20 protein-coding genes are annotated in these 25,310 nt (G+C 55.2%); 8 read left to right on the top strand and 12 right to left on the bottom strand.

The annotated features are described in order from the left end of the window. The 9 genes from ACESY8_RS11020 to ACESY8_RS11060 all read right to left on the bottom strand — a co-directional run. On the bottom strand, window positions 1–2,191 hold a 2,191-nt coding region (locus ACESY8_RS11020), incomplete at its 3' end, for an InlB B-repeat-containing protein (RefSeq protein WP_498794741.1). 83 nt (window positions 2,192–2,274) lie between these two features. Then, window positions 2,275–2,775 (bottom strand): hypothetical protein, encoded by a 501-nt coding sequence (locus ACESY8_RS11025; RefSeq protein WP_174888205.1) that lies wholly within the window; start codon window positions 2,773–2,775, stop codon window positions 2,275–2,277. Window positions 2,776–3,592: 817 nt separating this feature from the next. After that, the gene (locus ACESY8_RS11030) at window positions 3,593–4,225 is read right to left on the bottom strand and encodes a histidine phosphatase family protein (protein ID WP_009257672.1); all 633 of its coding nucleotides are present in this window, start codon (window positions 4,223–4,225) and stop codon (window positions 3,593–3,595) included. Then, complete coding sequence (locus tag ACESY8_RS11035; protein ID WP_083493501.1) at window positions 4,225–5,010, bottom strand: MBL fold metallo-hydrolase; 786 nt, start codon at window positions 5,008–5,010, stop codon at window positions 4,225–4,227. Before ACESY8_RS11035 ends, ACESY8_RS11030 begins: the two co-directional genes overlap by 1 nt. Continuing rightward, window positions 4,971–5,786 (bottom strand): ABC transporter ATP-binding protein, encoded by an 816-nt coding sequence (locus ACESY8_RS11040; protein WP_009257670.1) that lies wholly within the window; start codon window positions 5,784–5,786, stop codon window positions 4,971–4,973. The genes ACESY8_RS11035 and ACESY8_RS11040 overlap by 40 nt, the downstream gene beginning before the upstream one ends. After that, on the bottom strand, window positions 5,783–6,751 hold the full coding sequence (locus ACESY8_RS11045) for an ABC transporter ATP-binding protein (RefSeq protein WP_009257669.1): 969 nt from the start codon (window positions 6,749–6,751) through the stop codon (window positions 5,783–5,785). The genes ACESY8_RS11040 and ACESY8_RS11045 overlap by 4 nt, the downstream gene beginning before the upstream one ends. Beyond that, window positions 6,748–7,566, bottom strand: coding sequence for an ABC transporter permease (locus ACESY8_RS11050; protein ID WP_009257668.1), 819 nt, complete (start codon window positions 7,564–7,566; stop codon window positions 6,748–6,750). The genes ACESY8_RS11045 and ACESY8_RS11050 overlap by 4 nt, the downstream gene beginning before the upstream one ends. Next, the gene (locus ACESY8_RS11055) at window positions 7,563–8,525 is read right to left on the bottom strand and encodes an ABC transporter permease (RefSeq protein ID WP_021631695.1); all 963 of its coding nucleotides are present in this window, start codon (window positions 8,523–8,525) and stop codon (window positions 7,563–7,565) included. The genes ACESY8_RS11050 and ACESY8_RS11055 overlap by 4 nt, the downstream gene beginning before the upstream one ends. Before the next feature lie 113 nt (window positions 8,526–8,638). Further along, the gene (locus ACESY8_RS11060; protein ID WP_024724590.1) at window positions 8,639–10,189 is read right to left on the bottom strand and encodes an ABC transporter substrate-binding protein; all 1,551 of its coding nucleotides are present in this window, start codon (window positions 10,187–10,189) and stop codon (window positions 8,639–8,641) included. A gap of 366 nt (window positions 10,190–10,555) precedes the next feature. Here ACESY8_RS11060 and mgtA (ACESY8_RS11065) point away from each other — a divergent pair, with 366 nt between their 5' ends. The 6 genes from mgtA (ACESY8_RS11065) (at window position 10,556) to mgtA (ACESY8_RS11090) (ending at window position 18,097) form a co-directional block, all read left to right on the top strand. After that, entirely contained in the window at window positions 10,556–13,219 is a 2,664-nt protein-coding gene (gene mgtA, locus ACESY8_RS11065; protein ID WP_155857064.1) for a magnesium-translocating P-type ATPase, read from the top strand. Between the two features lie 10 nt (window positions 13,220–13,229). Next, window positions 13,230–13,724 (top strand): winged helix-turn-helix domain-containing protein, encoded by a 495-nt coding sequence (locus ACESY8_RS11070; protein WP_035300053.1) that lies wholly within the window; start codon window positions 13,230–13,232, stop codon window positions 13,722–13,724. 221 nt (window positions 13,725–13,945) lie between these two features. Next, on the top strand, window positions 13,946–14,605 hold the full coding sequence (locus ACESY8_RS11075) for an MgtC/SapB family protein (protein ID WP_054339052.1): 660 nt from the start codon (window positions 13,946–13,948) through the stop codon (window positions 14,603–14,605). 11 nt (window positions 14,606–14,616) lie between these two features. Then, complete coding sequence (locus tag ACESY8_RS11080; RefSeq protein ID WP_054339051.1) at window positions 14,617–14,874, top strand: hypothetical protein; 258 nt, start codon at window positions 14,617–14,619, stop codon at window positions 14,872–14,874. Beyond that, window positions 14,871–15,188, top strand: coding sequence for a DUF3784 domain-containing protein (locus ACESY8_RS11085; RefSeq protein WP_044942228.1), 318 nt, complete (start codon window positions 14,871–14,873; stop codon window positions 15,186–15,188). Before ACESY8_RS11080 ends, ACESY8_RS11085 begins: the two co-directional genes overlap by 4 nt. A 146-nt stretch (window positions 15,189–15,334) precedes the next feature. After that, window positions 15,335–18,097 carry a magnesium-translocating P-type ATPase gene (gene mgtA, locus ACESY8_RS11090; RefSeq protein ID WP_054339050.1) on the top strand — a complete coding sequence of 921 codons (2,763 nt, stop codon included), beginning with the start codon at window positions 15,335–15,337 and terminating at the stop codon, window positions 18,095–18,097. Window positions 18,098–18,636: 539 nt separating this feature from the next. Here the strand turns inward: mgtA (ACESY8_RS11090) and ACESY8_RS11095 are convergent. Beyond that, window positions 18,637–20,457 carry an ABC transporter ATP-binding protein gene (locus ACESY8_RS11095; protein ID WP_204681420.1) on the bottom strand — a complete coding sequence of 607 codons (1,821 nt, stop codon included), beginning with the start codon at window positions 20,455–20,457 and terminating at the stop codon, window positions 18,637–18,639. Between the two features lie 2 nt (window positions 20,458–20,459). Further along, on the bottom strand, window positions 20,460–22,187 hold the full coding sequence (locus ACESY8_RS11100; protein WP_498794742.1) for an ABC transporter ATP-binding protein: 1,728 nt from the start codon (window positions 22,185–22,187) through the stop codon (window positions 20,460–20,462). Between the two features lie 103 nt (window positions 22,188–22,290). Here ACESY8_RS11100 and ACESY8_RS11105 point away from each other — a divergent pair, with 103 nt between their 5' ends. Beyond that, window positions 22,291–23,118 (top strand): MerR family DNA-binding transcriptional regulator, encoded by an 828-nt coding sequence (locus ACESY8_RS11105; protein ID WP_009257653.1) that lies wholly within the window; start codon window positions 22,291–22,293, stop codon window positions 23,116–23,118. Window positions 23,119–23,295: 177 nt separating this feature from the next. Then, window positions 23,296–24,501 carry an FprA family A-type flavoprotein gene (locus ACESY8_RS11110; RefSeq protein WP_054339048.1) on the top strand — a complete coding sequence of 402 codons (1,206 nt, stop codon included), beginning with the start codon at window positions 23,296–23,298 and terminating at the stop codon, window positions 24,499–24,501. Window positions 24,502–24,557: 56 nt separating this feature from the next. Here the strand turns inward: ACESY8_RS11110 and ACESY8_RS11115 are convergent, their stop codons facing one another. Next, window positions 24,558–25,295 (bottom strand): hypothetical protein, encoded by a 738-nt coding sequence (locus ACESY8_RS11115; RefSeq protein ID WP_338154737.1) that lies wholly within the window; start codon window positions 25,293–25,295, stop codon window positions 24,558–24,560. Window positions 25,296–25,310 lie beyond the last annotated feature (15 nt).

Genomic DNA, 25,310 nt, shown 5'->3' on the forward strand with positions numbered 1-25,310 from the left:
CGTCGGGCTTCACGGTGACAGTCACCGTGCTCCCCTTGGAGGCGCGGGTGGGGCTCACCTTCACGCTGCCGTTGTCCATGCCCTCCACGCTCACTGTGTACCGGGTCGAGCCGGAGGAAGAACCGCCACCGGAACTGTTCGCCGTCCACTGGGCGTAGATGGTGGCGTTGGCCTGGAAAACCGTGTCGGTCGTGATCTTATCGCCGCTGGTAGGAAGGGTGTACCAGCCGTTGAAAGCGTAGCCCGCTCGGGTGGGGGTGGGAAGGGAGGTGAGCTTACCATCCGCATTGGTGGTCAGGCTGGCCGCCGTGCCAGAACCGCCCTGGGCGTCCAGGGTGATGGTGTAGGTGACGGGAGCGGGGATCACCTGGACCTTGACCGGATTGCTGTCCACTGTGCAGCTGCCGTTGATGGCCCGGCAGAAGAGCTGATGTTCGCCCAGACCCAGCGCATCAGTGTCCACCGTGTAGGTCTTTTCGATCGCACCGTTAATGGCCATCTCGCCTGCATCCGTCTTTTTGTACCATTGATAGGTGACGTTGGCGGTGATGTCGGTCTCGACGCTCAGTTGGAGACTTTTATCCCCCAGGGTCAGGGGACCGCCATTGTTGACGGGCTGTTTTGTGAAGATGGGGTCAAAGTCGATACCCGAGAGTGACCGGGTCTCAAAGGTCATCTCATAGTACTTGCCAATACCAGCACCCCAGCCATTTTCGTTCATCTCGTAGAGAATGGCGATATCGCCGGTCTCTGCGCCGTTCCCGTCCCGAGTCAGCTCGGTAATGGCGGAGTACATGAAGGGGTCATCGCTCCGGCTGGGGTCGATGTCGATGGTGGCGCTGTCCACCCACTCCAGGGTCATGTCTGCGTCCCTGTTCACCCGGGCCACAAAGATCTTGCCGTTATTTCGGTAGCTTGCACCGGACTGGTTGTCTCCGTTCGGATTGGAGCTGGCGGGGCAGGAGATCAGAAGGACTTCCTTTCCTTGGGAGGTATGGGAGTACTCAATGACGGAGATCTGGCAGTTGGAGTTGGTGATGACGCTGGTGTTGACCCGATTCTCCCAATAGCCGTCGGCAAGGCCGGCTGTGCCGGGGATAAAGTCAAAATAGCTCAATCGCTTGGTGTGGTTATTGCGGGCGAAGAAGCGCAACCGTCCGTCGGAGAGCTCCACCGCCACCGACTCGGAGTCCCACTGATCGGCGGTGGAGCTGGGATCGTCCTCGCTCCGCGCCCAGTTCACACCGTCCTCAGAGTAGAGAAAGCTGATGTGCTGGGGCTGAGAGCTGCCGGTGTTCTCAAAGGAGTAGCAGGGGAACACGATCTCCCCCCGGCTGGTGACAAGGCCCTTGGAGGGGGCCACCAGATAAGCCCGCTCGCTGTCCTTCTTCAAGGGGAGCAGGGTGGGGACGCTCCAGCTCTTGCCGCCGTCAGTGGAGGTCACAAGATAGAGGAAGCTGGTGCGCTGGACCTTGAAGGGAGCGTTCTGGAAGAAGAGGTTGCTGTCGACCGGCTGGCCATTGTAGGTTCCGGTCACATTGAAATGCTCGTCCACCGTGAGCCCCTCCACCGGGGTATCGCCGGAGACCGACTTGATGGTATCGCCATCCAGGTAGTAATCGTAGGTATAAGTCTGATTATTACCCTGTACCTCATTGCCGTACGAGTCGGTGGAGAGGAGGAGCCGTCCCTGGCCGTCAAAGCCGGTCTCCTTGGCGGGCCACAGATTACCGCTGCCGTTGAGGGCCACACCGTAGGGGTAGAGATCGGCCAGCAGATAGATGGTCTCCTGACTGCCTTCATATTTCACCGCCACCGAGGGGTCGATGAAGCAGGTGGAACCGTCTCCGCTGTACTCATTGCCGTTGTCCCCTAGGTAGTTGGCGAAGTTGTAGTTCCAGGTTTCACCGTTGTCCTCGGAGCGGGAGACGATGGTGTCCAGTCCGCCGCCGTCGTAGGTGGTGTTCCAGCGGGCGTCTGCCGTTGCCAGCAGGGCGCCGTCCCGCAGGGTGGTCAGACCGGGGATGCGGAAGCTGTCGCTGCCCGCCGTGTCGGGATCGTGCTCGAAAGGCTGGCCCTGGGTGGTTCCGGGCTGGGGCCGGTCGGTGACTGTGAGGGCCGCGGCCTGGACCGGAAGCAGGGCGAGACACAGGGTCGTGGCGAGGGCTGCGCAGTGAATACGTTGTTTCATAACAAGTCCTCCAGATTAAAATTACCTACATATGGATGTCTGCCATGACAAGGACAACAACAGCCTGCTGAATGGGGCGACCGTCACCTTCTTATTTTGCTCGCCTCCATTCTTTTTCGTTTGACGCTTACGTTATAAACCACTGTCACCGCTCCGCTAAACGTTCCATCCCGAATCGTCAAAACACTATCAGGGCGATTTTTAATGGAAGCGCCACTTGCATCAACTGAGCCAGTATATGTACCGTTTTCGATAGTCAGTGTACCATAATTGTCAATCGCGCCATATCCGCCTGTCTTAGATGCAGACGCATCGATTGTGCCGTTCCCCGTTACCGTCAGGGTACCTTTGTTCACAATCGGCCTGCCCGTAAAGTCCGACGCCACGGTAATACTGTGGCCCTCCATGTCCAAGATAATATTCTTGTTTTCCGGAATGGTGATGATCTGCTCCGTCGTCATCCCGGCGATATCACCTGCCAGTGTAACCGTAGTTTCTTTACCATCTGATGCAGCTTCAATCGCCTGCTTCAGAGCGCTGTAGGCTCCGTTATCTGGCTCGGCAGGTTCTCCTACCGGCTCCACTGCTGTCAGTTGTTATTGTCTTTTGCATGCAAAAGACAGAAGTGTGCCGGCACACTTGGCATTCTTACTGTATCACATTGTCCCAATATTTTCAAGAGGGCACGTCCACGGAGTCCTCTTATGCGTTGTAGGGGTACAGTACATATTGAATAGTTGAAGTTGCGCACAGCAACTCGGCAAGAGGGTCCTATCCTTTATGGGAAAGGGTATAACACAGGATATGGTGTGAGCGGAGCCATCAGGAAATACAAGTAAGATCCGGTCATATATCTACTTCTGGAAAGCCCTCCGGAGAGGAACATTGGAGTCTTTCGTCTGCTGGTTTGGTCGAAGAAAAGCGGGCCAAAACCACTGTTCAGACGGTTTTCCCCCACTTTCTTATTGTACCTTTCTATTTTGTCCTAAACACTGTATTTTGTAACGGACTGCTTTTCCATTTTACTGGTCTCTGGATTCTCCCCCCGGGGGCCAGGGGGATCTTTTCCAAGGGGGGGGCCACGCCTGGCGGCGGTGGTTCACCACCGGTTGGACCGCAGGCCGGAGCGACACCGGCTGTATTTCTGGAATAGCCATTGCCTCCAGTGTTTCCTCCGGTATCACCTGACTTGGATGGTACTATTCAGGGCGTAAAACAGCAATTTGCTTTTTCTGAAAGGTATACTTTTCCAGCAGATTTTTTACTCTGCCGTAATAAATATGCAGGAACTTATTGGAACCGCTGTCATGTAAACCGGGTAAGGCCTCCCTCAGAGCGTTTCACGTCCATGACTCAGGAAAGGGCTTTCGTAGTGCGGGTGGCCCACTTTTAGAAGTACTATTAGTATATTGCGCCCACAGCATCTTTTTGAGAACAGGTTGATAGAGGCCGCTGCGAGGAAAGCCTCAGACCGTTCTCTGCGGAAAGTGTCAAAATATATCCCAGTCCGTTGGGAGCCTCGATCTGTGGCCATTGCTCTGGTCCCCAGTGGTTCAGCGCTGTGACCGCTGTTTTAATCAGTCCGGAATGTGTCACCACCGTAGCGCTTTGACTTCCCTGAGCCAGGCAATCCCTCATCAAGCCTGCTACTGCCTCCAGAACCCTCCGGCGAAACGCCTTATATGTCTCTACATCAAGGATGGGGTGCCCTGCCAGCCAAGCCCGGAAAAAATGCATAAAGTCCTCCTGTGTACCAGGACGGTTTTCCAATGAGCCAAAACAGATCTCGCGGAACTCCGGGCGCAGGCCGTCCAGTACGATGTGCGGTCCGTACAGTTCCTGAAACGTCTCCCTGCAACGGGAAAGGTCGGAGCTGAAGTAGCGTCCTGTCCTAGGGTAGCGGATTACCTGCCGCAGCTCCCTCAGTTCCCGGCGCCCCCTTTCTGTGAGCGGTACGTCGCTCCACCCGCTGAACAGGCTTTTTTCGTTGCCCAGCGAGTAGCCATGGCGCACCAGAACCAGTTGAAATTCCATCAGGGCACACTCTCCTCCCGTTTCAGGGCTGGCAGTTCCACCGTCATCAGTGTCTGTGCCAGGCGCACTTCTCCGTTCCACTGGGCCTTCACCTGGTCCACCAGCAGATGAGGGTCCCCATACAGCGGCAGATGACTGAGTAGCAGCATGCCTGGCGCAGCCTTACACCCCAGTTGGGCCACGTCCGTACTGGTCATGTGGCCAGCACGGGCTCCATCCGCCCCGGCATACAGGCTGCACTCTGCGATCAGAAGATCGGCACCCTCTGCAAACTCTGCCAGTTTGGGCGTATAGGCGCCATCTGCCGTATACACCAGAGTGGACTGCCCACATTTTACTTTTACCGCAAGGCACTCCACCGGATGTGCTGTTTTGTGAAAGGTGCAGCAAAATGGCCCGATCTGCAGCTTATCATCTGCCCCAATAGTCTGCGCATAGGTATACGGCTCCATGGTCAAACGTTCAAAATACGGTTCGACCGGCAACCCATAAAAATGCAGTGGTTGCTGTGCAGCCCCAGTCTGCATTTGGATCAGCCTGCCATAGCTCAGTGCCCCCGCGTCGCTGCAGTGGTCGTAATGATAGTGGGACAGCAGCACATGGTGTAACTCCTGAAGAGGCAATGCGTTCTGCAGCATAGACGCCGCCCCGCTGCCGCAGTCCAGAAGTAGATGTTCTCCTTGGCAACTCAACAGATAAGCACTACAGGCTTCGTTTACCCGACAGCACCCCCCCCAGCAGCCGATTACCGTACACCGCATACACAGCCCTCCCCCGTTGAACATGAGCTTGCAATCAGCCGTTTTGTATAGTCGTCTTTCGGCGTACGGATCAACTGGCTCCCCTCTCCCTGCTCCACAATGCGGCCACGGTTAATCACAACGATAAAATCCGACATATAGTGGATCACGCCAATATCGTGAGAGATAAAGAGATATGCTGTAGAAAATTCCTTTTGAAGATCCTTCAGCAGATTCAGGATCTGCGCCTGAATGGACACATCCAGCGCGGACACACATTCATCGCAGATAATGACCTCGGGCGAGAGCAGCAATGCGCGGGCAATGGCAATGCGCTGGCATTGCCCGCCGCTGAGTTCCGAGGGATATTTGCCCAGGGTGGAATCCGGCAGTCCCACACGGTTGAGCATCTCCCGCACCGTTTCCCGGGCTTTATGCGGTTTAAAGCCGTCCACCAGGATCTTCATAGGCTCTACAAGGATTCTCTCCACAGTATAATAAGGGTTCATGGATTCTTTGGGATTTTGGAAAATATATTGCACATTGCGGCGAAAGCGCCGGTACTCCTTTTCTCCCAGTGAGCGGATATCCTGCCCTTTGTATCGCACGATTCCCGATGTAGGCTGCTGCAGATCGCCAAATATCTCTCCCAAAGTGGATTTTCCGCTTCCGCTTTCTCCTACCACGCCCAGAGTCTGTCCTGAGTACAGTGCCAGATCGATCCCCTGAAGCGCCTGAAACGTGTCCCTGCGTCTCAGCAGCATCTGTTGCTTGACGGGAAACCGCTTTTCCATGCCGATTGCCTCCAATACTGCCGTCATGCCCTGCACTCCTCCCATGCTTTGCTGCACCGCACAAAATGTCCATCTCTCCGGGAGCTCTTAACCGAGCCGCCGCACTCCTGCCGGCATGCACTGCAGCGGGGCTGGAACAGGCAGTGGCTGGTATCCCTTCCATGCTCCGGGACATAGCCTGGAATCTCATTGAGCCGGACGTTGCGGTCCTGGTCCAGCCGGGGGATCACAGACAGCAGCGCCTGTGTATAGGGGTGCTGCGGCTGTGAAAATACTTCGTTGCTTCCGCCCGACTCCACTATCTGTCCCGCATACATTACCGCCACCTTGTCGCAATACCGCCGAATCAGGTTCAGATCATGAGAAATCATAATGATCGCCACATGCTGCTGTTCGTTGATCGAGTGGAATAGTTCAATGACCTGCTGCTTTACAACGCAGTCCAGCGCGGTGGTGGGCTCATCCGCAATGATGACCTGAGGCTCGCACATCAGCGCCATGGCTATGTTTACCCTTTGGCGCATCCCGCCGGAGATTTGTGCGGGATAGCTCTCCATCACGCGGTTTACGTCGCGGATACCCACCCGGTCCAAAAGCGTTTTCGCCCGTTCCTGCGCAGCCTTTTTGGACGTCTGGAAATGGATGCGGTACCCATCCGTCAGTTGATTCTTGATTTTGATCAAGGGATGCAAATAAGCCACCGTGTTCTGCGGTACAAAACCGATTTTCTTGCCCAGAAATATACGCCGCTCCTTTTCCGGCAGGTTCAGCAGATCCTCCCCCAAAACCCGCAGATGTGTCACAGAGGCTGTCAGATCCTGCGGCAGTAGATGGAGGATCGCTTTTGCTGTGATTGTTTTTCCTGAGCCGGACTCGCCTGCAATTCCCAGACATTCCTGCCGTTTCAGACAGAGGCCCACATTTTTCACCAGAGCGTCTCCCTCAGCGCTGCGCACCGTAAGTCCCTCAATTTCCAAAACCGCATCATTCATGTTTTCGATCTCCTTTTCACCAGCCGGTCGTTCAGCCCATCCCCCAAAAGATTAAACCCCAACACCGTAATCAGGAGCACCACACCCGGGGCAATAGCAATATACGGATAGTTCAGAACAAACTGCCGTGCCTCGTTCAGCATCATGCCCCAACTGGGCGTCGGAGGCTGGATCCCCAATCCTAAAAAGGAAAGAGAGGACTCCAGAAGCACAGCACCGCCGATGCTGGAGCTGAATTGGGTAATCAGTCTGGGAAGCATATCCGGCAGCATATGAAACAACACAATATATCCTCCACTGCATCCATAGCTGTGCGCGGCCTTGATATATAGGCGCTGTTTATTCTCCAGCACCATGGAGTATACCAGCCTGGAAAATGTAGGAACCATAAAAAGCCCTATGGCCAACACAGCGCCCAAAATCCCCTTGCCCAAAACCGTGACCAGCATCATCGCAAGCAAAATACCAGGAAAGGACATCATGCCGTCAATAAACCGCATAATAACTGCGCGCACCGCGCCTTTGAGCATGGCCGCCGATGCGCCAATAATGCTGCCCGCCAGCGCGCCCACGGTGACCGAGCACACGCCTACCAGCAGAGCCCAGCGAGACGCCTCCATGATTCGGCTCAGGACATCGCGCCCAAATTGGTCGGTCCCTAAAAGGTGTGCCGCACTGGGCAGCGCAAACCGGTTCAGTGTATCCATCTTTTCTGGATCTGCAGGCATCCAGAAAAACGAAATGATACATATAGCTGCGATGCTGGCCGCCATGATAGCACCTGCCCAGAAAGATACGCTCTGTTTTTTCTTCATCCCTGTACGGTCTCCTCTCCGGTACGGATAGTGGGGTTGGCGGCCATAACCGCCAGATCCGTGACCAGCGATACCAAAACCACCATGGAGGTAATAAAGAGCACGATTCCCTGCAAAAGAATGATGTCCCGCTGCTCCACGGCAGTCAGCATCAGACGGCCAATGCCCGGCAGAGCAAAAATTGTCTCTACAATGACCGTTCCTCCCAATAGTTTTGCCAGCTGCATACCTGAGATGGTGATGGGGGCAATAATCGCCGAGCGCAGAGCATAATGCACAATGGCCCTAGCGGGAGGCAGGCCTTTCACATTTGCGCTCATCATAAAATCCTGTTGCAGGGCTGTCAGCATGGATGACCGCACAATGCGGATGAGAATTCCCAGTTCCCCGATAGCCAGCACCAGAGAAGGTAATGCGATGCATTTCAAAAACGCGCCGAAATTTTCACCGGGAGCGGTATACCCCGTGACCGGGAACCATCCCAAATAGGAGGAAAACAGCAGCATAAACAGCATAGCCAGCCAGAAAGAGGGCACCGCACCGCCAATCTGCATCACGGTACGCGACAGTAGATCCATAGGTGAACCCTTTTTCAGCGCGGCCAAGATTCCCAGAATAGCGGATACAACAAGTGCGGCTGCCATGGACAGCAGCGCAACGGAGAAAGTAACGGGAAGCCGCTGACAAATTAGCGTCCAAACATTTTCACCGTACAGATATGAAGTGCCCCAATTCCCGGTAAGTACCCCCTGAATCCAATGCATATACTGGACGTACCAAGGCCGGTCCAGCCCCATCGAGGCACGCAGGGCCTCAACCTTTTCCGGCGTGGCCTCAACCCCAAGAATCAACTGCGCGGGGTCACCGGGGATACATAATAGAACCACAAATGTAATAAGCGATACAACAAACAGCACGGCAATGGCGCTGAGTAGACGTCTGACCACCAGTTTCAGCATAGAGAACTATCCGTCCTTCCTGAGGTTACTCTCCCTTATCTAAGAAGTGCGTGCAACATCAAAATCCTTCAAAGCAGGCGGGCCCTGCATCCGGCAGGACCCGCCCCCTGTTCTTATTGTCCGAGAGATATATCTTTCAATTCATAAATATCGATGGGATACAACTGAAAACCGGTTACTGCGCTGTCTGTCACGTAAATGGTAATAGGGTCCTGAATATAATAGGCAGGCACATCCTGAGCCAGGATCTCTTGGACCCGCTGCACGATTTCTGTACGCTTGTCCTCATCGGTTTCGCTCTTATAATCTGCAAGCAGCTGATCCACTTCTTCATTGGAATAATTGAAGTAGTTCTCACTGCTGTCAGACTGATAACGTGCCAAGAGCACATACGGGTCCAGACGCCCCGTGTGTCCTACCACAGTCAGATCATAGTTTCTTCCGTTGTACACGTCCGACAGCCACGCCGCCCATTCCACGATAGTGATATTACAGGTGATTCCCACTTCTTTCAGCGAGTCAGCGATGACCTGCCCGGCGCTGACATATGCTGGATAACTCTTGGGCAGATACATTTCTAGCGTGAGACCGTCCTGATATCCCGCTTGAGACAGCAGTTCTTTGGCCTTTTCCGGATCGTAAGGGTATCGGTCATTCATATCCACATATTCTTTCAGAACTGTGGGGTAATGCGAACCGATCTTCTGACCATAGCCCCACCATACCGTGTCGATCAGCGCCTGCTTGTCCACCGCATAGTTGATAGCCTGACGCACCCGTACATCCGACAGCGCCTCGTTCTGCAAATTCATCGCCATCAGCTGAAGACCATTGGACGGCGTGGTGATTACATTGAACTGCGGGTCATTTTCAAAGGCAGCCACCTGATCGCCGCTGACCGAGATAATGTCCAGTTCTCCATTACGCAAAGATGCAATCTGCGCCGTTGCATCCGGCATCATCTTGAAGTTGATCGTATCCAGATTGACCGTGTCATAATAGTCCGGATTTTTTGCAAGCGTCAGGGATTGCTGAGGCACCCACTCTTGCAAACGATACGGGCCGGTGCCTACCGGTTGATTTTTCAACGTATCTGCGGCCTTGACATCCACAACGGCGGACCATGGATAGGCAAAATTGGAGAGTGCTGCCACATCTAGTGCTTCACAGGTTACTACCACAGTATCCGCATCCTGAACAGAAAACGTATAATTGGCATAGTCCGCAGCGCGGGGGCTTTCCTCTTCCTTCAGACGCTGGAATGAGGCTACTACGGCCTGTGCGTCACAGATGTCGCCGTTATGGAAGCGAACATCCGGCCGCAAGTGAAACGTCAGTGTCAGACCATCCTCCGATACCTCCCACTTCTGGGCCAGCCCTTCCCTCAGAGAACCATCTGTATTGACCCGAAGAAGCGTATCGTATAGATTATTGGTAATCTGAAATGTACTGGCAGCTGTTGTGCGCTGCGGATCCAAGCCATCTGGATCTACTGAGAGCGCCATACTCAACTCCCGTCCAGCAGACTGCGATTCCGCCGTTTGAGATGGCGGAGCGGGCGTCTGACCGACAGAATCCTCGCTGTTGGAAGTACCGCAACTTGCAAGAGACAGCGTCGCGGCAAACGTCAGTGCTGCGGCAAGCAATCGTTTCATCCTGTTCATTTTAAATTACTCCCTAAAAAGTATTGCGCATATTGCACAAATTAAGTATAGCAAAAATGTCATTTTGAATAAATCAAATGTATGAAAAAAACGAGTGCCTAATGTAATGGTTTATATAGTCTAAGTAAAAAACGTGCTGAAATGATTTGACAAAATCATTGGAGCAGTGGAATCCATTCTTCCAAATTAGCAGGAAAAAGCCGGGTCAAAGACAAGATCGTTTTCGTGGGAAAAGGCAATGTCCCGGATAGCGATATTGTTGACAATTAAAAGCGCAAGAAAAAAGCAAGAATTTGTTTGGAGAAAACCCGTGGATAATGTGCTAAACTATATTTAAATATACTCTGCAAAATGGAGGAAACCTCTGTGGGCACTATACATATTTCTCCTCACGAGCGTTTGAAAAAATACGCATTAAAAGATATAGAGCAGCTTTATAATGATTTTCATGTAAAGGAAGGCGGCTTAACCCAAGAACAAATAGAGCAGATGCGAAAACAGCATGGCAGCAATCATGTCGGCTATTCTTTACAAGCCCATTCTTTTTTTCAGCGTATAAAACGGGCGTTTATCAATCCCTTCAGTGTGATATTGTTTGTATTGGCTATTGTCTCTTTCATCACCGATGTCTGTTTGAAATCCAACTCCGGCAGAAACGGGACCAGTGTGGTCATCATTTTGTCTATGCTTATAATCAGTGGGATGGTACGGCTGATCCAGGAACGAAAAGCCGGCCATGCCGCGGATACTCTCATTCAGCAAATTAAAACGACCGTTTCCGTCTACCGACAGGGACAGCAGCTTGAAATTTCGTCGGAGGAATTGGTAGTAGGAGACACTGTGTCGCTTTCAGCCGGTGAGCGGGTCCCCGCGGACCTGAGATTGATTGAAGCGCAAGACCTGTTTGTTTCGCAGGCCCTTTTAACCGGAGAGAGTAATGTATTAGAGAAAAATACAAATCGTCTGGCCTCTGCTACTCAAATTCCACTGGATCGCTTTTCCAATATAGCCTTCATGGGGAGCAGCGTAATCAGCGGAGAGGGAAAGGGTATCGTCTTGGCTGTGGGCGGCAGCACCGTATATGGAGGCTATCTCTCCGAACTCCAACGGAACAAGCACAGCTTTGATACAGGAGCAAATTCGATTGCCTGGGTTTTGATTCGCTTTATGGTGGCCTTGGTTCCGGTTGTATTTGTCGTTTCCGGCATCACCAAAGGCGACTGGCTGACCTCGTTTCTATTTTCTCTTTCTGTGGCTGTCGGCCTGACCCCGGAGCTCCTTCCCATGGTGATCAATGCTTGCCTTGCAAAAGGAAGCTCTGCCATGGGGGAAAAACAAACGATTGTAAAAAACATAAATGCGATGCAGAGCTTTGGCAGCATGGATGTCCTGTGTGTAGATAAGACGGGTACCCTAACCGGAGATGAAGTGATACTGGAATACTATCTTGATATTTTGGGGGAGGAAAGCAGGGAGGTATTGGACTGCGCCTACTTAAACAGCTTTTATCATACAGGCGTTGCAAACCATTTAGACCAGGCAATCCTGAAATGTTCCAGTATGCCTGGAAGGGAAAACCATTTTTTCTCGTTGGGCGAAACGATCCAAAAATTAGACGAGCTCCCTTTTGATTATGAACGTAAGTGCGTTAGTGTCCTCTTATCTGTTCCAGAAAAGGAAAACTATATTATCACAAAAGGCGATGTCGACAGCGTATATTCCCGCTGCCAGTATGTCCAACACAAGGGACAGACACTAAAGATAGATACCGCTGACTCTGGCGGCATCCATGCTATCGTTGACGAAATGACCGAAGATGGAATGAAAGTCCTGGCTGTGGCCTACAAACCTGTATCAAGCCAAAGCAGGCTTCAGATGGAGGATGAGGCGGAGCTAATCTTGCTGGGATATGTCGTGTTTTTTGACGCGCCCAAAAGCTCTGCCGCCAGTGCTTTGCAGAAATTGGAGCAGCTCCATGTCCAGGTAAAGGTACTGACTGGCGATCAAAAAAGTGTAACCCTTTCCATCTGCCGGAGGCTGGGAATCGAGACAGAACATATCTTAACCGGAGAAGAAATGGAGGAGCTGTCTGAGGATGAACAGCTTCTTGCCGTAGAAAAGACAACCGTTTTTTCCCAGCTTTCCCCCGGACAGAAATCTCAGATCATCCGTATGCTGCGCGAGAATGGTCATGCAGTCGGCTTTTTGGGTGATGGAATGAATGATCTAGCCGCCATGACAGCGGCAGATGTGGGGATTTCCGTAGACACGGCCACACAAGCCGCAAAAGAATCTGCGGATGTGATTTTGCTGAAGAAAGATTTGAATGTGCTGGAACAGGGTATTTTAGAGGGGCGGAAAGCATTTGCCAATATGTTAAAGTACATACGGATTACCGCGTCCTCCAATTTCGGCAATATCTTTTCGATTGTACTTGCCAGCGCCTTTTTACCCTTCCTGCCGATGACGGCGCTTCAACTTCTTTTGCTGAACCTCCTTTACGATATTCTGTGCATGACTTTGCCGTGGGATCGCGTCGATGCGGATGTCTATGAAAAACCAAGCGAGTGGTCAGGAAAAACATTGGGGCGCTTCATGCGCTTTTTCGGCCCGTTAAGCTCCCTGTTTGATCTGGCGACTTTTGCTTTTCTATACTTTATCCTGTGTCCAGCTTTACTGGGAGACAATTTTACAGAATTGTCCTCTGCGATGCAGAGTCAATTTGCAATTCTATTCCATACAGGATGGTTTTTAGAGTCTATGTGGACGCAAGTGCTTATTCTGCACCTGCTCCGCACAAAGCAGCTTTCTATTCTAAGGAGCAGGGCATCCGGGGTTGTATGGCTGGTCACCTCTGCCGGGCTTTTGATCCTTACTGCGATTGTCTATACCCCAGCGGCCCACCTGCTCGGCCTGGCTCCCCTTCCGCTTTGGTATTTTGGATTTCTGGCGGTCACCATTCTGGCCTATATGCTGCTGGTAACGGCCGCCAAACGGTGGTATATTCAGAAATACCATACATTGTTGTAGGGGAGGGGACTTGATGAAGAGAGTAAACTTTGTATCATTGGATTCCCTTACCTTACAGTGGTTTTGCAATACGCTCCAAACCCAGCATCCACAGACACAGGCAGCGAAGGAACTGTATGACGCCTTGGAGGCGTTGTATGCAGGAAAATCCGACTCTCTCATGCTGGAGTTGGGAGAGGCAATCCCAGAAGCGGCCAGCACCTCTTTGGTTTGCGGAAATCTTCTGATTGATTCCAAAAGCCGCCGTGTTATCCGGGACGGCGCAGAGATCCAGCTTACTCCCAAAGAGTTTGACATCCTCTATTTCTTGGCCCGGAATCGTGGAGAGGTGTTTACAAAAGAGCAGATCTATCAGGCGGTTTGGGCGGAGGAATACTATACTGCGGACAGTAATATTATGGCCTTTATACGCAAACTGAGAAAAAAGATAGAGCCAAATCCGGATGCGCCGGAATATATACTTACCATTTGGGGAATTGGATATAAATTTAATGATAAGCTCTGACAATCAGAAATTTAGATGTAAACAGAGCAATCGTATAAAAAAGGGTTTAAAAGTCATCGTTAAAATATGTAAGCAGTCACCAGATGGTGACTGCTTATTTTCTTGCCGAAAAGCAAGGGAATCGCAAGAATTTAGCCATAGGCTTAACAGTAAAAAACAGTTATACTTTGCCCTGTAAAAAATTTTGAGAATGGGGGCGACCCTATGGGGTATTGAAGTTTATGGGCCGGATCGGTCTTTCGGTTCTATTGGGATTCTTGATCGGATTAGAGCGCCAGATTACCGGCCATCCCGCCGGAATCCGTATCAATGTTCTGATTTCAATGGGGGCCTGCCTGTTCCTGATGTTTCCGCTCATGTCCGGCTCGGATGAGGTGTACCGGATTGCCAGTTACATTGTGTCCGGCGTTGGATTCCTGTGCAGCGGGGTGATTTTTAAGGAGGGCGGAACCGTCCGTGGGCTAAATACAGCAGCAACTCTTTGGTGTACGGCCGCTGTGGGTGTACTGTCCAGTTCCGGCAGCTGTCTTTTTGCGGTTGCCGCAGCGGTTATTCTGATTCTTTCAAATCTGCTGTTCCGGCCGCTGGCGGTAAAGATCAAGCCCATTACCTGCGGTGAAGAAACGGAACGAACCTACCGCATTTCTGTTACCTGTCAGGAAAATGCGGAAACAGAAATACGCGCGCTTCTGATCAACAGCAATTCGTGTAAAACATTGTATCTTACGAATTTGGAGAGCAGCGATGTAATTGGCGGCAAGGTAGAGATTCAGGCGGATTTTCTTTCCGTTGGGAAACCAAAGGCTCAGATGGCGGAGGCGATTGTAAACCGACTTTTGACGCTCTCCAGCGTAGTCAGCGCCGGATGGGAATTGGTATAGGAGGGACAGATATGAAGTTTGAATTGCTCTTATCGCATTGGCTTAGAGTGACAAATATTATTTATGCGGCGCTGTCCTCCGGTGTTTTAGCGGCAGTTCTTGCCTTTCCAGAATTCCGCAGGATTCTCTTTCAAAGCTGGCTGGTTGTAACTGATGTGTTTCAGCTTTTCCTCATTATCCTGCTTTTTATACTGCTCTCTAAAATAGCCCAGTTGAACAGGATTAGAAATGGGTGGAGAAATGAAAAAAGGAAGGAGAAGGACCTATGAATGGCGCTTGCCTTTTCCTTGGCATTCTTTTTCTCGCTGCGGGTATTTACTTCTATTCCGGTAAGGCGGTTAATCATATTGCAGCATGGAAGACAATGCCGGAGGAAGAAAAAAGAAAAATCCACATTCGTCCCCTTTGCCGAAATGTGGGGATGATGATCGCCACAAGCGGTATCATTTTTTTACTCAGCGGAGCATGGTACGCGTTTCGTAAAAGCGGGTTTTTATGGTGTATGGTCGGCTGGATGGTCCTATCCGGCGCGGATGTGTACTGGATCGGAAAATCCGGCCGGTACCAGAGTTCAGGAAAATAGCCGGCAGCGTTCCTTACGGTAAAGGAGGTGGTTTTATGGATGCTGGCCCTTCTCGAAGTAGATCGAGCAACCGCACCCGTAAGACTATGGATAGATTTTGGGGGTGGCTGATGCTCATTTAAAAAGTAAAGGAGGTATCAACCCCAATGTATCAAAAGGAAAAGAGCCAAATCACGGTTCATAAAACGGCTGCGGATATGGTTCGCAGGGATGAGGCCAACAAAAAGCTGGCCTTTGCAGCAGGCAATAAAATCAAACCGGTTTTGAAGCAGCTTGATACTGCGCTGACCGGACTGGGTGATAAGGCGGTGATTTCCCATCGGATCGCTTTTGGGCGGAATAAAGTAACGCATGAAAAGAAAAAATCGCTTGTTGCAAGATTGGCAGGGGCGTTTATCAATCCATTTACCGCAATTTTGTTCTGCCTGGCAGTCGTATCTATTTTTACCGATATTGTTGTACCGATCCTTCAGCATGCACCGGAGGATGTGGCTCCGCTTACCATCATTATAATTTTTACGATGGTATTTATTTCCGGTACACTTCGGTTTGTCCAGGAATCCCGGTCGGGGAATGCCGCGGAGAAGCTGTTGGCGATGATTACCACCACTTGCACGGTTACAAGAAAGAACAACGGGAAGCAGGAGATCCCTCTGGAAGATTTGGTAGTCGGTGATATTATTCATCTCTCCGCTGGCGATATGGTTCCGGCGGATGTACGGGTGCTGGAGGCCAAAGACCTGTTTATCAGCCAGTCGGCCCTGACAGGGGAGAGCGATCCCATCGAAAAGATTCCGGTTGTCTGTGAGCAGGAATACGATTCCATCACAGATTACCTGAACATCGCCTTTATGGGAAGCAATGTCATCAGCGGGAGTGCAACGGCGGTCGTGGTAGCCGTAGGTGATGATACCCTTTTCGGCTCCATGGCGGTGTCTGTCGCGGGAGAAGCAGTGGAAACCAATTTTACGAAAGGCGTAAACGCAGTTTCCTGGGTCCTGATTCGCTTCATGCTGGTGATGGTACCGGTGGTATTCTTCATCAATGGTCTGACCAAGGGTGACTGGCTGGAAGCGTTTCTGTTCGCCATTTCCGTGGCAGTGGGCCTCACCCCTGAAATGCTGCCGATGATCGTCACCACCTGCCTTGCCAAAGGTGCGATGTCCATGTCAAAGAAAAAGACCATCGTGAAAAACTTAAATTCTATTCAGAACTTTGGGGCGATGGATGTACTCTGCACGGATAAAACCGGCACATTGACCCAGGACAAAGTGGTTCTGGAGTACCACATGGATGTGACCGGAAAGGAAGATATTCGTGTTTTAAGACATGCGTACCTGAATAGCTACTTCCAGACCGGATATAAAAATTTGATGGATATAGCGATTATTGAGCGGACAGAGGAGGAAGAAGCGGCCAATCACCAGTTGGCCGATCTCTCCGCAGTTTACCACAAGGTAGACGAGATTCCGTTTGACTTCACCAGGCGCCGCCTTTCAACGGTGGTAGAGGATACCAGCGGGAAACGGCAAATGATTACCAAGGGTGCCATAGAAGAAATGCTCTCCATCTGTTCTCATGCGGAATATCAGGGAGAGGTGCAGCCACTTACCGATCAAATTCGGCAGGCGATTCTGAAAACAGTAGCTGATTTGAATGAGGACGGGATGCGCGTAATCGCCATTGCGCAAAAACGGGCGCTTCCTGCCGCTGATACATACAGCGTCAAGGACGAGTGCGATATGGTTCTGATGGGATACCTTGCATTTCTTGATCCGCCCAAGGAATCCACCGCGGAGGCGATTCGGGCATTGAAAGCCCATGGCGTCACCACAAAAATCCTCACCGGGGATAACGACCGTGTGACCCGCTGTATCTGCAAGCAGGTGGGCCTCAAGGTAAGCAATCTTCTGCTCGGCTCCGATGTGGAACGCATGAGCGATGACGAGCTGATCCAGGTGGCAGAATCTACGGATGTATTTGCCAAGCTCTCGCCGGATCAGAAGGCACGTGTTGTGACGGCCCTGCGGAGCGGCGGCCATACCGTAGGCTTTATGGGGGATGGCATCAATGACGCTGCGGCGATGAAATCGGCGGATATTGGCATTTCCGTGGACACTGCAGTAGATATTGCAAAAGAGTCGGCGGACATTATCCTGCTGGAAAAAGACCTGATGGTACTGGAGCAGGGTATCATTGAGGGCCGCAAAACCTATGCCAATATGATTAAGTATATCAAAATGACGGCCTCCTCCAACTTTGGAAATATGTTTTCGGTATTGGCAGCCTCGGCACTCCTTCCCTTCCTGCCGATGGAGAGCGTCCATCTAATCTTGCTGAACCTGATCTATGATCTGAGCTGTACCGCCATCCCCTGGGACAACGTGGATGAGGAATTTATCGCTGTTCCACGCAAGTGGGAAGCATCCAGCATTGGGAATTTTATGATCTGGATCGGGCCTACGAGTTCTATCTTCGACTGGACAACATACGCCTTTCTGTACTTCGTTTTCTGCCCGATATTCGTTTCCGGCGGCGTGCTTTATAATGACCTGTCTGCTCATTACAGAGGAGCGGAACTGGCACAAATGCAGACTACTTATGCGGCCATGTTCCATGCCGGGTGGTTTGTGGAATCCATGTGGAGTCAGACGCTGGTGATCCACATGATCCGAACCCCGAAACTGCCGTTTATCCAGAGCCGCGCCTCGGCCCCGGTGACGTTGCTGACCTTTACCGGCATCGCGGTACTGACGGTCATCCCCTTTACCGCATTGGGAAAAATGCTCGGATTTGTCGCCCTCCCCACAGCTTATTTTGCTTACCTGATCCCCTGCATTTTGTTGTATATGGTGTTGGCGACCAGTATTAAGAAAGCCTATGTGCGTCATTTTGGAGAGCTGCTGTAACAGGAAGGGAGTGTGCATGATATGACAATCAATTGGAACACAATATGGATGAATTTGTTCGGAAAAACGGAGCTGTTCGGAATCAATATGGGGTTTTGGGCAGCGATAACCGTGACGGGACTTATTGTGATCCTGATGAATGTGGTCTTTTGGACACGGAAAAGATTTCATTCATACGGAGACAGTTTATAGCTATTGAACCCCCTGGAGAGCTCCTTCCTGATCCACAAGGCCATGCGCTTTGACAGCAAGGGCGGGAGAATCCCGGATGTGATTTCCGATAACTATGAAAAGCTGGCGCCCTCCGCAGACACCCGGCTGCGGGTCAACCGTAGCGGGATCCAGCAAAAAATCATTATGAAATTCTTGCACATATAACGTAAAACAAGAAGCCTGTTGCAGAATAAAACGGTTCTGCAACGGGCTCCTTTTCACACCAAAATGAAAAAATGCTATAAAGTTGTGGGCAAATATTTAAAGGAAGGGTAAAAGGGGCAGCAACGCAGGCCCTGGGGCAAGTGACGGGCCACCTCCTCCCGTCACGCCGCCTCGAACTGGCTGCGGTAGAGGGAGGCGTAAAAGCCGTTCCGGGCCATCAGTTCCCTGTGGGTGCCCCGCTCCACGATGTCGCCGTCCCGCACCACCAGGATCAGATCCGCGCTGCGGATGGTGGACAGGCGGTGGGCGATGACAAAGCTGGTCTTGCCCTCCATTAAACGTGCCATGGCCTTCTGGATCTCCACCTCGGTTCGGGTATCCACGCTGGAGGTGGCCTCGTCCAACACCAGGATGGCCGGGTCGGTGAGCATGGCCCGGGCGATGGTCAGAAGCTGCATCTGCCCCTGGGACACGCCGGTGGTCTCCCCGGAAAGCGGGGTGTCGTACCCCTGGGGCAGGGTGCGGATGAAGTGGTCGCAGCAGGCCGCCCGGGCCGCCGCCACGATCTCCTCCCGGGTGGCGTCCCGCCGGCCGTAGGCGATGTTCTCCGCGATGGTGCCCTCAAAGAGCCAGGCGTCCTGGAGCACCATGCCGATGCGCCGCCGCAGCTCCCCCCGGGGCAGGGCGGTGATGTCCTGTCCGTCGATGGAGATGGAGCCGCCGTCCAGCTCATAGAAGCGCATCAGCAGGTTGACCAGGGTGGTCTTGCCGCCGCCGGTGGGGCCCACGATGGCCACCATCTCGTTGGGGCGCACCTCCAGGTTCAGATCGTGGATCAGGGTGCGCTCCGGGGTGTAGCCGAAGCGCACGTGGCGAAACTCCACGTGGCCCTGCGTGATCACGGAGGCATCCCCCGCCGCATCGGGCCGCTCCTCCTCCTCGTCCAGCAGGGCGAACACCCGCTCGGCCCCCGCGATGGCGGCCTGGAGGGAGGTGATGACGTAGGAGGCCTCGGTCACCGGCTCGGCGATCTGGTTGACATACTGCAAAAAGGCCTGCACAGTGCCCAGGGTGATAGCCCCGCCCAGGGCCATGCCGCCGCCCAGGACGGCGGTGGCGATGAAGCCAAGCTGGCCCAGCACGCGGATGGCGGGGTAGATGGCGTAGTCGGCGAACTGGGCCCGGCGCTGGGCGCGGAACTGGGCCTCGTTGAGGGCCTCCGCCTCCTCCAGCATGGCCGCCTGCCGGTTGAACACCTTGACCACCCGGTTACCCGCGTACAGCTCCTCCACCTTGCCAGTCAGAGCCCCCATGGCCGCCATATTGCCGCCGTAGGCCCGCTGGGCCAGGGCGGAGACATAGCCGGTGGCCGTCATGCTGAGGGCCAGGGAGACCAGCACCACCAGAAAGAGCCTGGGACTGAGCATCACCATGGCCGCCGCAGCCAGAGCAATGGTAAACACTGATGACACCAGCTGCATCAGTCCCACCTGCATCACGGAGGACACCTTTTCCAGATCGTTAGTGACCCGGCTCATGATGTCGCCGGTCTTGTGTCCGTCAAAGTAGCGCAGGGGCAGACGGTTGAGCTTGGCGCTGACGTCCTGGCGCAGGGAGAGGGTCAGCTCCTCCCCCACGGTGGCGATGATATACTGCTGCACATAGGACATCAGGCTGCTGAACAGCGCCGCGGCGGCCACCAGCAGCACGGGCAGCCCCAGGGCTCCGGCGGCGGTCTCCACCACGCCGGCGGAGCCGTCAAAGGCCCGGATGGCGTCCACCAGCCGGTCGATGCCCATTCCAACCGCCAGGGGAATGGCGGTGAAGGAGGCGGAGCTGAGCAGCGCCGCCCCGGCCACCAGCAGCAGCTTCCACCACTGGCGGGCCATCCGGCCCAGCAGCCGCCAGGCGGTGGCCCTGGTGTTGCGGGGGATGTCCTCATGGGAGAGCTCCCGCTTTTCGGTTTTCTTTCTGCGTGCCATACTCACGCCCCCTCTCTCTGCATCTGACTGTCCGCGATGGCCCGGTAGACCGGGCAGGTCTCCAGCAACTCCCCGTGGGTGCCGGCGCCCACCAGCCGCCCCTCGTCCAGCACCAGAATCAGGTCGGCGTCCAGGATGGTGCTCACTCGCTGGGCCACGATGAGCTTGGCGGGGCGCACCACCTGCTCCCGCAGGGCGCGGCGGAGGGCGGCGTCGGTCTTCACGTCCAGGGCGGAAAAGCTGTCGTCAAAGAGGAGCACCCCGGCATCCTTCACCAGCGCCCGGGCGATGGACAGCCGCTGCCGCTGACCGCCGGAGAAGTTGGTGCCCCCCTGGGCCACCGGGGCATCCAGCCCTAAAGGGAGCCGCTCCACAAAGTCGGCGGCCTGGGCAATGCCCAGGGCCCGCCACAGCGCCTCATCCGTAGCGTCCGGCCGACCCATGCGCAGATTCTCCGCGATGGTGCCGCTGAACAGGAACGCCTTCTGGGGGACGCAGCCGATGCGCTCCCGCAGCTCCTGCTGGGTGAGGGTACGCACATCGACGCCGCCCACGCGGATGGCCCCCTCCCCCACATCGTGAAGCCGCAGCAGCAGATCGGCCAGGGTGCTCTTGCCCGAGCCGGTGCTGCCGATCACGGCGGCGGTCTGGCCTGGATACAGGGTGAAGGAGATATCCCGGAGCACAGGCTCCTCCGCCCCTGGGTAAGAGAAGCTCACGTGGTCAAACTCCACCGCCGGGCGGCCGGGCCCGGCCACAGCGGCGGAAGCGGCCCCGTCCTCCACGTCGGGCCGGGTATCCAGCAGGGCGGTGAGGCGTGCCAGGCAGGCCCTGGCCTTGGGCAGCGTGGTGAGCACCGACACCGCCATGAGCAGGTAACCCATGGTCAGGATGGAGTACTCGGTGACGGCGGTGATCTGCCCCACCTCCATGCCGCCGCCCAGGGTGAGCACGCCGCCCGCCCACAGCACCACGGCCATGAGGGCGCCCATGAGCATCCACACCACCGGAATAGCCACGGCAAAGAGCCGGTTCAGGCGGATCATGTTGTCGGCGTAGGAGCGGTAGGCGTCGCCGGAGCGGGCCTCCTCATAGGCCTCATTGCCGAAGGCCCGGATCACCCGCACGCCGGTGACCGCCTCCCGCACCACACGGTTGATGCGGTCCAGGCGCACCTGGATGCTGCGGGAGAGGGCGTTGGACTTTCGGAGCACCACGGCGGCCACCGCCGCCAGCGCCGCCATAAAGCCCACCTGTATGATGGCCATGACCGGGGTGACCATGGCCGTCATCACGATGGACGCGCCTACAATGAGGGGAGCGGGCACCACCATCTGGAGCACCATCCCCATGGTCTGCTGCAGGTTGGTGATGTCGGAGGTGGTGCGGGTGATCATAGATGAAACGCCCACCTCGTCGAACTGGTGGAGGGAGAGCTCCTGGCTCTTGCGCAGGAGCAGGGAGCGCATTTCAAAGCCAAAGCGGGCGCCCAGGTCGGCGGTCACCCAGCTCCCGGGGGCGGCCACCGCCCCCGACAGCAGGGCCACGGCCAGCATCTGCCCGCCCGTGCGGAGAATGGCGTCCATATCCCCAGGCAAAATGCCCAGGTCCACCACGTTGGCAATCAGGGCCGGGATGAGCAGCGTGCCCACCACCTGGCCCAGCAGAAGGAGCAGGGCCAGCGCCGCCATACCCCGGTGCCGCTTGTAAAAGGATCGCAGGTATTTCATGAGGGCCTCCTTTGCCGTCTTGCTTTTTTTACCGGCAAGAGGTATCATAAACCTTAGAGCGACTTCAATGTCAAGAAAAAATTAAGAGAACCGGAGGCCCGCCATGAATCAGAAAAAGCAGCTCTCCATCCTGGAGTTCTCCCGCCTGACGGGCATCAGCCGGGACAACCTGCGCTTCTACGACCGCATCGGCCTGCTCTGCCCGGAGCAGCGTGGTGAGAACAACTACCGCTATTACGCGCGCAGTCAGCTCAACTCCGCCTACCTCATCAGCTCCCTCCGCCTGCTGGAGGTGGGGCTGGAGGACATCCGGCGCTACTCCGCCGGCCGCACACCGGAGCGGATGCTTGCCTTCTTCGCTCAACAGGAGGAGCGCATCCAGGCCGAGATCGCCCGCCTGCGGGAGACCAGCGAGATCATGAAGCTGCGCGCCTCCTTGGCCCAGGAGGCCCTGGCCCACGCGGAAGGCGCTTATCTGCTGGAGGAGCGGCCCCGGGAACGCATCTTTTTGTGTCCCCCCGCCCCGGACGGCCTCAGCGGCGAGGAGAGCGAAATCTTTGCCTACGAGTATGCCGCCGGGAAGGGCGTCCATCTGGGCCACCCGGCCGGAGTACTCATCACACCGGACAGCACCGCCAGTGGAGAGCCCGTTTGGCGCTACCGCCTCTATTTTAAAACCGGCGGCCGACGGGGTAACGCCTGGAAGCCGGCTGGGCGGTACGCCGTCGCCTATGGACGAAGCATTCCAGACGATTTCGAGCGGGCTTGGGCAGGACTCCACGCCTTTCTGGCGAGCCGGAGCCTGCGCCCCACCGGCAGCGCCTACGGAGAGCTGCTGCTGGACGAGCTCTCCGTCCAGGATACGGGGGACTATTTCGGACGGTTGGAGGTCCCGGTGACGGTTGATTCCTGTTTGGAAAGAGGAATCTAACTTTTTTTGTGAAGACCCCCCATAAATCTTGTGTTTTCCGGCCATTCCTCTCCGTCTGTACCCTTGACGGAGTATCGCAGGTCTGCTATGATAATGGATTGGAAAAGACAGATTTCGCCTGGTCCCGCCGGGCTTTCCCGCACTGGCGCCAGGCCCCGTTTCAAAGGAGAATGCCATATGTATTGTACCCGCAAGCTGACAGAGCAGGTCTGGTGGGTGGGCGGAAGCGACCGCCGGCTGGCCCTGTTCGAGAACCTCTTTCCCATCACCCGCGGCGTCTCTTACAACTCCTATTTGATCCTGGACGAGCAGACCGCCGTGGTGGACACCGTGGACTCCTCCATCTCCCGCCAGTTCCTGGAGAACGTGCTCCACACCCTGGACGGCCGCCCGCTGGACTACCTGGTGATCAACCACATGGAGCCCGACCACTGCGCCAGCATTGAGACGCTGCTGCTCCGCTTCCCCACTCTCAAACTGGTGGGCAACGCCAAGACCTTCGCCTTTATGGGGCAATTCTACGATTTCCCCCTGGACGGGCGCACCGTCACCGTCAAGGAGGGGGATACCCTCTCCCTGGGCGGGCATACCCTCCACTTCCATATGACTCCCATGGTCCACTGGCCGGAGGTCATGATGACCTATGAGTCCAGCGAGAAGCTTCTCTTCTCCGCCGACGCTTTCGGCTCCTTCGGCGCCACGGGCGGCAATCTGTTTAACGACGAGCTGAACTTCGACCGGGACTGGCTGGACGACGCCCGCCGCTATTACGGCAATATCGTGGGCAAGTACGGCCTCCAGGTGCAGGCCGCGCTGAAGAAGCTCTCCGGACTGGACATTGCCATGATCTGCCCCCTCCACGGCCCCATCTGGCGCAGCGATCTGGACTACCTTCTGGACAAGTACGACAAGTGGAGCCGCTACGAGCCGGAGGAGCGGGCCGTTGCGGTGCTGTACGCCTCCATGTACGGCGACACCGAGAACGCTGTCAACCTTCTGGCTGCGGGTCTGGCTGACGGCGGGGTAAAGAACATCGCCATGCACGACATTTCCTCCACCCATGTCTCCACCCTTATCTCCGAGGTCTTCCGGTGCAGCCACCTGGTGCTGGCCGCCCCCACCTATAACAACGGGGTCTATCCCGCCATGGCCACCTTCCTCCATGACATGAAGGCCCTTGGCCTGCAAAACCGCACGGTGGCCTTGGTGGAGAACGGCTCCTGGGCTCCGGTCAGCGGCAAGCTGATGCGTGAGATGCTGGGTGAGCTGAAGGGTTTCCAGGTGCTTGAGCCCGTGGTCTCCCTCAAGTCCGCCCTCAAGGACAGCTCTCTGGAATCGCTCTTCCAGCTCAGAGACCGTATTCTGGACTCTCTCAACGGGTAAGTCAAGCAGACAAAATGCGGCCCATCGGTCAATGACCGACGGGCCGCGTTCGTTTTTCAGCCGGGCCGCTCCGTAGCCGGAATCCAGTCCTCCAGAGACAGAAGCCGGCTCCCCACCAGTTCCTCAAACTCCGCCGCAAAGGTGTCCTGATCCACCTCCGCGTCGTCCACCAGATAGGTGAATACCTCCGTGCCATCCTCCTGCGTATCCTGGTGTACCGCCAGGGAGGCGCACTCCTCCGTCTCCCCATCGGGCAGATAGCGGAACACCGTGTAGAGGTGGGAATACCGATTGGGCCCGGTGCCCGTGTCATACTGCCGTACCATGGCGCCGTCCTCCAGGGGGTAGTCCCGGCAGCTCAGCTCCATGATGTCGTACTGCCAGCAGCTCAGCTCCCCGTCCCCATAGTGGAACACGGCGTTGAACTGGTGGGGCTGAGCCACCATCTGCACCACCAGCTCCGCCCCGCCGTCCCCGTCCAGATCCAGCAGCACATACTCCAGCTCCTCCGCCGGGGGCAGGGTGACCTGGTGCAGCTCCAGCCCCTCCGGCGGGCGATCCAGCGCCCCCGGCTCCCCTGCCAGCAGGGCCCGGTAGTCCGCCAGGGCCTCGGCCGACACAGGCGCGGGGGACAACGGAGGCGAAACGGGCATGGAGTTGGCGGGTTCTTTCAGAGCTTCCAGGGGGGCGGGCGCGGGGCTGCCGGACGGTGCCGGCGGCTCTCCGCCTCCCGCGCAGGCGGTAAGGGCAACGGCCAGCAGACAGGCCAGCCCCGTTATGGACGTGTGGTTCACAGCGGTATTCCTCCT

Source organism: Clostridium sp. ATCC BAA-442 (assembly GCF_964239415.1).
GTDB classification, from domain to species: Bacteria; Bacillota; Clostridia; order Oscillospirales; family Oscillospiraceae; genus Flavonifractor; species Flavonifractor plautii.